Raw genomic sequence first — 7749 nt, forward strand, 5'->3', positions numbered from 1 at the left:
ACCGGCTTAACACCTCACGGGCAAACTCTGCTTCCATCGCGTCCCTCCACTCCCGGACGCTATAGCAGAGCCGTTTTCTCTTGTCAGACCACCACTTTACCTCAGGCCTCGACCTTTACAGCGGTGGGGCTGGACCTCCGCACTGACGGTGCCCGTACTCTACTTCTTTCGGCGGCGCGTCTTCTCCGAAGCCCAAGCGCGAGCTGATGCACAGACGGCTGTGCGCGGGTTCCAATTGGTGCCGCTCACAACGGCTATCCTGGACACCGCCACGGCTTCTTCACTGCCGGACTTTGAGGATAATATCCAGTTAGCCAGTGCGCAGACGATCCAGGCCGCGTATCTGATTACGCGCAATACCAAAGACTTTCAGCCTGTGCCGCTTCCTGTGGTGACGCCCGAAGCTTAGCTAGCGCTGGACGCCGTGACCACACTCTACCGCACCCACCTCGCTGCCAGCACGGCAGAAGACAAAACCTAAGCCTTGCTCTGCGCCCGCCAGAAAGCCGTACTGCAAACCCTCGACTTCCTGCTCAAGGGCGCGGGCAGCTAAGAGAAGAATGCCTATCACCGCGAGTGAGAAGCATGGAGACGGGCGATCACATTCCCCGTAGCACCCGGTGTTGTAACCTCACTGTTTGTCAGTACTAAGCCAACGAATTTCGTCAGTTTCTAGCGGATGTGTTGCCCGCAGGGCCAGTTGCTCATACGGATCATCTTCCTGAGAGCTTGGGATGGTTAAATAAATATAGTCCTTCTTTCCAGAGAGGAAGCCAATCCTATCAAGCTGGAGAAGAGTTCCAGACTTCGTTTGCAAAGTAGCAGCAATAGACACCCAGTTTCCATCCGGTGCTCGTAACTGCCACCGTTTGGTGTCGCTCTCGTAGCCCGGCGGAATCGCAACACACAAACTTGTAAAATATCCTGTGGTCGTCAGTGGTGGGTGAGGAGTGATGAGAAGCGGTGTAGAACTGAGCGTGACCGGAGCGGTAATGAGCATGCGGTTTTGTTCTCTGGACTGGCACGAGCTAAGGCATAGCCCAATAAGAATCACCCACCACGTAGTTCTCCTTCGGGTGTCTTTTTTTCTGGAAGAGGCAGGAGGCTTGAGGCTCCTGCCCATGACTTCCAATGCCGCCTTCGTTATTTGGCCCATGGCGCACTCGATCCTGTCGGTGGAATAAATGGAGGATAGAGGTTGACCCCGTTATTCAAGCCAGAGTTTAACAGGGACTGCCCAAGTGAAGTCGGAAAGAACGGCGAGCCCATATCATGCCCGAGATTGTTTAACCCCTGTTCAATGGCATCCTCACACTTGTTGGTGAGAGGGTTGTACTTGTTCGTTTGCTCGTAGTTCTTGGGAAAGTCTTCGAGTCTGCGTTCCTCATCAGGCGTGAGATTTAGCTTTGTTCCGATCCCCTCTCGAAATCCGTTTTTGAGTAAGGAGTCTCCAATAGGTACTTTACCCATCCCACTCGGCCCCCACGAGTACGAGTTCCCGTTGATCGTTGCGGAGGCATGGCCAAACGAGGATTCTCCCCATCCTACCGGGGGCCAAATAATCACTTCAGAATACCAGCCCCACGGATCAACCAGATTGACCGGATCATTGAGCACATAGCCGTAGAGGTTGGTATCGCCACCATTGAAGCCGAGGGGATCTTTCGTGGCGATGAATTAAGAATCGTGTCGTAGGTGCAGCATAGAAGTCGTAACGCGATCAAACCCCACTTGGATGCTCAGCTGCCGGAAGGATGAACGGCAGAATAAAATACCCCGTGGCCTGTTGGATGCTGTGGCTCACCTCTATCGCGTATCGCTCGAGTTCAAGCTGGTCCCCATCAACGTATACATTGAGATCCAAGTCTTCGTCCTCATATCCTTCGCCATCCAGAAGAAAGCGGCTCTGGGGATACCGTTTCCGGAACTCGGTCTTAAATAACTCTGTTGCTTGTCCTAAAGACAAAGGTTGCAAGTTAAGGGTGCTGGGCATGGTATCCCTCCACAGTGGTCACAATCTGTTCAGCCAAGGTAACGCTCGTTTGGGCAGTGATCGTCGAGATAGTTACCTGGGCACGGTAGTCGCCGCGAATGCGCTGCATATACTGCCAACGGAGTTGGAGCGCTACGGACGAGGTCAGGATGGCGCTAGAGCGAGGATTGGCGGCCACCTCCGCAGTCACAATGCCATGTTCCCAGCGATTCGCAGGTCGCCCGCTTTTCCCAGCGTAGTTCTGCGGTTTCAGCCCGAGCTTTTCGAGCAACGCGATGCCCGCGTGATACGCGGCGTAATACGCACGGGAGACGGTCGAGCGATGTCGCCCGTGCGTTAACAGCAGCTTCGCATCTTCCAACAAGGCCCGCGCCAATTCGAGTTCAGGATTCACGCAGCCATATTAGCTCACTCGAGCGAGCCGAGTAAGTCTGACAACTCGAAACGTTGGCAGCGACAGGCCGCTAAACCTTGGGACGCAAAAGTCTGACACTGATTAGTCGGCATCCATGGTCCGGTAGATTGCCCTGGAGCAATCGCCTCATTTACGCATTGTTCGTCCACATCTGGTTTCTCTTCGCAGGTGGCATCGGGAGCTTCAGATTGGTCAGTGTGATCAACCGTCTGCGTTGACGTATAGAGAATATCGGAATTTCCTTGTCCGGGAATTTCGTTGGGGCGAGCGCCCATCCCAGCCTCATACGTATCAGTCTTGAGCCACCAATGATCAAACTGATTGGCGGGGAATGGCAGATCTACTTTCCTCTTGCAAGAGCAAGACTTTCAATCCCCACGGATCGATAAAGTTCACCGGATCATTGAGCACATAGCCATAGAGGTTGGTGTCGCCGCCCGCAAAGCCAATGGGATCTTTGGTGGCTGAGCTTACAGCACGGCGTCATCAAAAAGCACAACTACATGCTGACACTCAAGAAGTGCGTCATGGTCAGCTAAATCAGTATTCGCCGTTGAAGTAACAATGCGTACCCGACAGTATTCCAACTCGCGAAAATCTAACCTGCCAAAGTCAAAGAAATCAATAAATCGTAGATCCACTTCATCAGGTTTGATAAAGGTCATTTGCTGGTCCCAATATGGAGAGGCCTTCTTTTCTCGGTTTATATGAATCGGTACCCCACTCGTCGCAGAGGGAACGACGCGAAAGAAAGAAAGCGGTTGCGGTGACTGCTCAAAAGCTCGTGCTTTCCTATGCGTTCGTCTGTCAACTTGGTTGAGAACAAGTGCGCTAAAAAGTTGCCCGCATATTTCTTCATATTCGTCAGCAAGATCCCAGTCCGTATTAGAGAATGCAGCCTCGAAGAAATACGTATTCCAGAGGTGCCGGACACACTCGCGATAGCGATTAAGGAGCTGAGTCACATCTTTCATCAATGAATTCTCTTAGAATAGCAGACGCAGGTGTCCGGATTCTGATCCCAAATCAATTGATGACTGTTCGTCGTGCCATCTGCATGTGTATGCGTCCAAACTGGACTCGGTGGAGGGCACGGATTACATTTACCATTACAATCTCTACCTGGATTGACCGTCAAGGGAAAGGCATATGGATCATTGTGAGCACGTGACAGATGATCATTCGAGCCCAGCATGTCTGCAGCGTCTCCAGCAGGTGATGGCAGCAACAAATCCCCAATAGTCATCCCAATGCCGCCTGCTACCCCTGCTGCGACTCCCCCTACTAGCGCCCCAGCCCCTGCGACTGCTCCAGAAATCGCAGCAACGGCAGCAGTCGCGCCATCGGGATCATAAAGATTCACCGGGTCATTCAACACATACCCATACAGGTTGGTATCGCCGCCACTAAACCCGATCGGCGGAAACAGGGGACGTTGTTGAATTTATGGAATTACATTGGTCACTCACAACACTCCACGAATTTAACAACGTCCCCTATTGTCCTGCACCGGATCGCCGCCGCCCCGATTACTGGCGCCGGCGCAAGATTCCCTAGCCGGGATAGATTACCGTTAGTAACTCACAGTGATTATAAGTATGAGCGAGCAGGTCGCCCGTGGCACCTGATGCTTCGCCCATTTCCTTGACAGACTTCACTCTGCCTCGTCTCTCTTCAAGATAGCGTCGACCTCAGGCAGCGCAGCTGCTAGTTTGGCTCGCTCTTCATCAGATAGGTACAGGTAACTATCCTTCTCGTGAGCAATTGAGATGAGCCAGGGGACTTCATCTTCTCTCAGCAGGCACAGATCTTCTGGCAACTTCGGTTGCTCCCAATCGTAAAGTCCTTCGCCGAGGCGCTTGAAGATTGCTGCACTCCCAAGTTCATATCTATAGCGGCGCACGGTTGCCTTTTCCCCATAGAGAATAGCTCCTGGCCACTCCGACGTGACTTGAGTGTCAGCCAGATATGGTTCAAGCTCCTGTAGAGCCTCTGACACAGAGAGTTCCTGCCGAAGAGAGGGACGGATCACGAGGAGGGCCTTTGAGCATTCACCCAGTGCATAGTCAAGGAGCCGTCGATAGGTGTTGCCGCGCACCTCAGACACGAGTGTGTAATTAGTCCTGTTCATAGTTATTTAAGGAATATGTGATCTCTCCCACCAATGTGTATATGAGGGTTCTTGCCGTATTTCCGTTTGGGGTGACACTCTGGACCACGCTGATCCACCCCTAACTCATCCGGCCAGTCCTTTAGCGCCTGAGCGTCTTGTGGCGTGATCCCGTTGCGTTGAGCATCCCTTGCTAGCTCGTCTAGTGCTTGCTCGTCTGGAGTAAAGGGGCCATTCGCCGCCGAAATATTATCGGCCAGTGTCGAGAGTCCGACTGCACTCCCGACAATGAGTCCCGCTTGGATGGCCGATTCCCCCGCCGCAACAAGAGCTGGCCCTATCCATGGCAGAAGAAATTGCAGAAGACGACCATCAGGGTCGACGAAATTGACCGGATCATTGAGGACGTAGCCGTAGAGGTTGGTGTCGCCGCCGGCAAAGCCGATGGGATCTTTGGTGGTCCACCTACCAGTCTCGGCATCATAGTCGCGTGCACCAAAGCGAACCAGCTTGGTATCCCGATCATATAAGCCACCGGCAAAGCCAAACGGTTGGAAGCCCGGATTGGTATCGGTAATCACTTGCCCAAACTCATCATAGTCCATCCGCTGCACGATGGCACCAGAGGTGACATCGACGACGATCACACCTTCCAGGGGCTGGTTGGTGTCCTCATCGACAATCCGAGCAGTGATCGGGAGCGACGAATAGACCGGCGGTCCCGCTGCGATACCCCCTACTGCACATGCGGCGAGGAGGGTGGGAGTGAGCAGTAATAGCGTCAGCAGCCGCCACCAGTGAAGTCGATAGAGTAATCGTACAGATGTCATTACATCGCCTCCACACGCCACACGCCGTCAGCATCTTTGAGGAAATAAATCAGGAACAATCTGTTTTCACCGTTAACTGTGGCATTGAGCGCGTACTCAGCATAGCTCTCGATTATATTGACCCCTTGGAAAGTAGTAAACGTCGCGACCGCCTCAGTTGTAGGGCGTGCGAAGCGCGCCAACTGACTGGCGCGTGGTAGGCGCCCTACGACTTCACCGCTAATGAACTTGCGAGACACGGTACTAGGCCTTGAAACGTTCGGCCCCATTTCGCCTTACGTTCGGTTTCACTCGGGGAAGTGAGAGCCTCAAAGAAGAATTGGCGAGTGTCTTTGAAAGAATCGTTCTGACCAGAGATGTCACCGTTATCTTCTAAGGTCCAGTCGGGGGAGGGAATAAACCCGAAAGTATTAAACAGCGCTTGACCGTTGAGGGGATTGAAGAAGTGGGCCCGAGCACGGGTGCCGTTGTCTTCGTACTTTGACCCATCCTGTACGAGTTCGAGTATGGTACGTGGCCCATCTGAAGGTTTGGAGTTAGGGAATGTTTGCGATGGATCTCGTGGAGGCTTCAATCCTAATTGGGATTGGAAAGCTGAATCCGCCAAGACAGATGTATCGACAGCTTCGCGTGAAAGCTGTTCATGAGTCACGATTTCATAACCAAAAGTGCTGTTGCTTTGCAACAGCACGGCCAGTACACCAAAGGCAAAACGTTTCATGGTAAATAGCTCCGGAGGAATTCTTGAATAGACCCACACTTCTGGGTGAGTCTGTAATTCTGATCTTTCATCTCTATCGTGCGGAGGTAATAGGAAGCGTTGGAAACACCACTCGCTGTGAGACGTTTATTTTCTAGGTGAAGGGCTACCAGCATACGTGGGATTTGCTTCCATTCGCAATTGCTTTCGGCGTTAAAGGCGAACCTATAATAATCATCGAGCAGCCCTGTCCGCTTAGCATATTCTTCAAAACTTCCCGTAAACTTCTTGAGCTTAATCGTCTTCCTATCACAGTCGGACGACAAAGGGATACGCGTGTTCACATCTGTGTCAAGGTCGCTCACGCACTTGGCCCAGCCATAGCCACTCTTGAAGAAGAGTAGTTGGGGTGTCGATTCGTAGAGGTGAGCAGTTACTGCGGCAGGCTTGGGTCCCCAACCGGGGAAGGTGAATTTCCCTTGAGCATCGGTGATCGTTTCGTCAACATGCGCCTGCCCCTGCGGATAGTGATGCATCCCACCTGTTAGCTCCCAATTGATCGTGACAATGACGCCTTCGAGCGGTTGGCCGGTGTCGGCATCGACCACTTGTCCAGAAACCGATTTAGCCACGTAAACTAAAGGGCGGGCGAAGACACAACCTGGGAATAGCCAACTAAGGCAAACCAACAATAGACTCCAGCTAAGTGCAACTTTTCTCATGATCGTCTGCCTCACATGCCATCGATACGCCACGCCCCGGAGGCGTCCTTGACGAAGGAAATCAAGAACAAACGGTTTTCGCCGTCGATGACCCGATTGATGGCGTACTCGGCGATATTGGTACTCACAAGAAAGCGTTGCGGCGGCGAGTAGGAAGCAACAATCTCAGCCATATGAGGCAGGAGAACGTCGAAAACCGGACCGTATTTCACCTGTGCACTGGCGGTGAGGAAGGTCAGCGCCGTGGCTTTGTCTCCTGCCAACAACGCCGCGTTCATGCCGTCCCAGGTGGTAGTAAAGACCTGGTCCATCACCGCTGCGTCCTGGACGACAACTGCAACTTGAGCTTCTGACACGCTTCCGTCTTGCGCGGTTACTTGGAGCCGCGCGCGAGAGCCACGTGCACCGCCCGTATAAAGAAAAACCACAGGAGCCAGCACAGAAAGTGAGTGCGTTTATCAAGAGCCAAGGACATAAAACGTAACGCGTAAAACGTAAAAGGGAGAGGGCGGTGGTTACTCGTTACGCATTACGTTTTACGTTTCACTTCCCCTGAAACTTCGGCCGGCGCTTCTGCATGAAGGCTGCCATTCATGTCGTGATTAAGAAGATGGTAAATCCCTCTATTTCCATTTGGATTCTTCTGAGAGAAATCACTTGAGGTCAATACCCAACAGGGCCACCTCCGTACTCGCCAAGATCGCCACTCGGGGACATAAAATCGCTTCTAAACCCGAAGACCGTTTGCCCATTCGAGTCGATGCCATCGGGGTACTTGTGTGCGGCCACCACTCTGGGGCGTTGCAAGGCACCGCCCACCACAAACGTACCGACCTGCCTTTCTGTCGTCCCCTCGGCGAAGGCCACCGGGGCTGGCCTGATGAACGAAGAGGAAACACGAGAGGCAGGAAGGAGGAAAGAGCGACACCCGATTTGTTCCGCGGGAGCAAGCAAAGAAGGTCTTGTGAGCGAGCAGCGA

13 protein-coding genes and 2 pseudogenes are annotated in these 7749 nt (G+C 52.9%); 1 reads left to right on the forward strand and 14 read right to left on the reverse strand.

The features are described from left to right. Positions 1-148: 148 nt before the first annotated feature. Entirely contained in the window at positions 149-409 is a 261-nt protein-coding gene (locus FJ147_25815; GenBank protein MBM4259305.1) for a PIN domain-containing protein, read from the forward strand. 222 nt (positions 410-631) lie between these two features. Here the strand turns inward: FJ147_25815 and FJ147_25820 are convergent, their stop codons facing one another. The 14 genes and pseudogenes from FJ147_25820 to FJ147_25885 form a co-directional block, all read right to left on the reverse strand. Continuing rightward, positions 632-1000 carry a hypothetical protein gene (locus FJ147_25820; GenBank protein ID MBM4259306.1) on the reverse strand — a complete coding sequence of 123 codons (369 nt, stop codon included), beginning with the start codon at positions 998-1000 and terminating at the stop codon, positions 632-634. Between the two features lie 578 nt (positions 1001-1578). Continuing rightward, positions 1579-1665 (reverse strand): annotated as a pseudogene (locus FJ147_25825) (RHS repeat-associated core domain-containing protein). Between the two features lie 55 nt (positions 1666-1720). Further along, positions 1721-1993 (reverse strand): hypothetical protein, encoded by a 273-nt coding sequence (locus FJ147_25830; protein MBM4259307.1) that lies wholly within the window; start codon positions 1991-1993, stop codon positions 1721-1723. Further along, positions 1977-2387 (reverse strand): HEPN domain-containing protein, encoded by a 411-nt coding sequence (locus tag FJ147_25835; protein MBM4259308.1) that lies wholly within the window; start codon positions 2385-2387, stop codon positions 1977-1979. The genes FJ147_25830 and FJ147_25835 overlap by 17 nt, the downstream gene beginning before the upstream one ends. A gap of 14 nt (positions 2388-2401) precedes the next feature. Beyond that, positions 2402-2683: a hypothetical protein gene (locus FJ147_25840; protein ID MBM4259309.1), complete on the reverse strand. Its 282-nt coding sequence runs from the start codon at positions 2681-2683 to the stop codon at positions 2402-2404. 37 nt (positions 2684-2720) lie between these two features. Continuing rightward, a complete protein-coding gene (locus FJ147_25845; GenBank protein ID MBM4259310.1) occupies positions 2721-2858 on the reverse strand; it encodes a hypothetical protein in 138 nt (45 codons plus the stop codon). 20 nt (positions 2859-2878) lie between these two features. Further along, complete coding sequence (locus FJ147_25850) at positions 2879-3382, reverse strand: hypothetical protein (GenBank protein ID MBM4259311.1); 504 nt, start codon at positions 3380-3382, stop codon at positions 2879-2881. 359 nt (positions 3383-3741) lie between these two features. Next, a pseudogene (locus FJ147_25855) lies at positions 3742-3828 on the reverse strand (RHS repeat-associated core domain-containing protein). A 234-nt stretch (positions 3829-4062) separates the two neighbouring features. Further along, the gene (locus FJ147_25860; protein MBM4259312.1) at positions 4063-4407 is read right to left on the reverse strand and encodes a hypothetical protein; all 345 of its coding nucleotides are present in this window, start codon (positions 4405-4407) and stop codon (positions 4063-4065) included. 134 nt (positions 4408-4541) lie between these two features. Further along, positions 4542-5348, reverse strand: coding sequence for an RHS repeat-associated core domain-containing protein (locus FJ147_25865; protein ID MBM4259313.1), 807 nt, complete (start codon positions 5346-5348; stop codon positions 4542-4544). Beyond that, positions 5348-5587: a hypothetical protein gene (locus FJ147_25870; protein MBM4259314.1), complete on the reverse strand. Its 240-nt coding sequence runs from the start codon at positions 5585-5587 to the stop codon at positions 5348-5350. Before FJ147_25870 ends, FJ147_25865 begins: the two co-directional genes overlap by 1 nt. Further along, positions 5554-6069, reverse strand: a complete 516-nt coding sequence (locus FJ147_25875; protein MBM4259315.1) for a hypothetical protein — start codon at positions 6067-6069, stop codon at positions 5554-5556. Before FJ147_25875 ends, FJ147_25870 begins: the two co-directional genes overlap by 34 nt. After that, entirely contained in the window at positions 6066-6770 is a 705-nt protein-coding gene (locus tag FJ147_25880; GenBank protein MBM4259316.1) for a carboxypeptidase regulatory-like domain-containing protein, read from the reverse strand. The genes FJ147_25875 and FJ147_25880 overlap by 4 nt, the downstream gene beginning before the upstream one ends. An 11-nt stretch (positions 6771-6781) precedes the next feature. Beyond that, positions 6782-7126: a hypothetical protein gene (locus FJ147_25885; GenBank protein MBM4259317.1), complete on the reverse strand. Its 345-nt coding sequence runs from the start codon at positions 7124-7126 to the stop codon at positions 6782-6784. Positions 7127-7749 lie beyond the last annotated feature (623 nt).

The sequence above is a fragment of the Deltaproteobacteria bacterium genome (assembly GCA_016874775.1).
GTDB lineage: Bacteria > Desulfobacterota > Binatia > Bin18 > Bin18 > VGTJ01.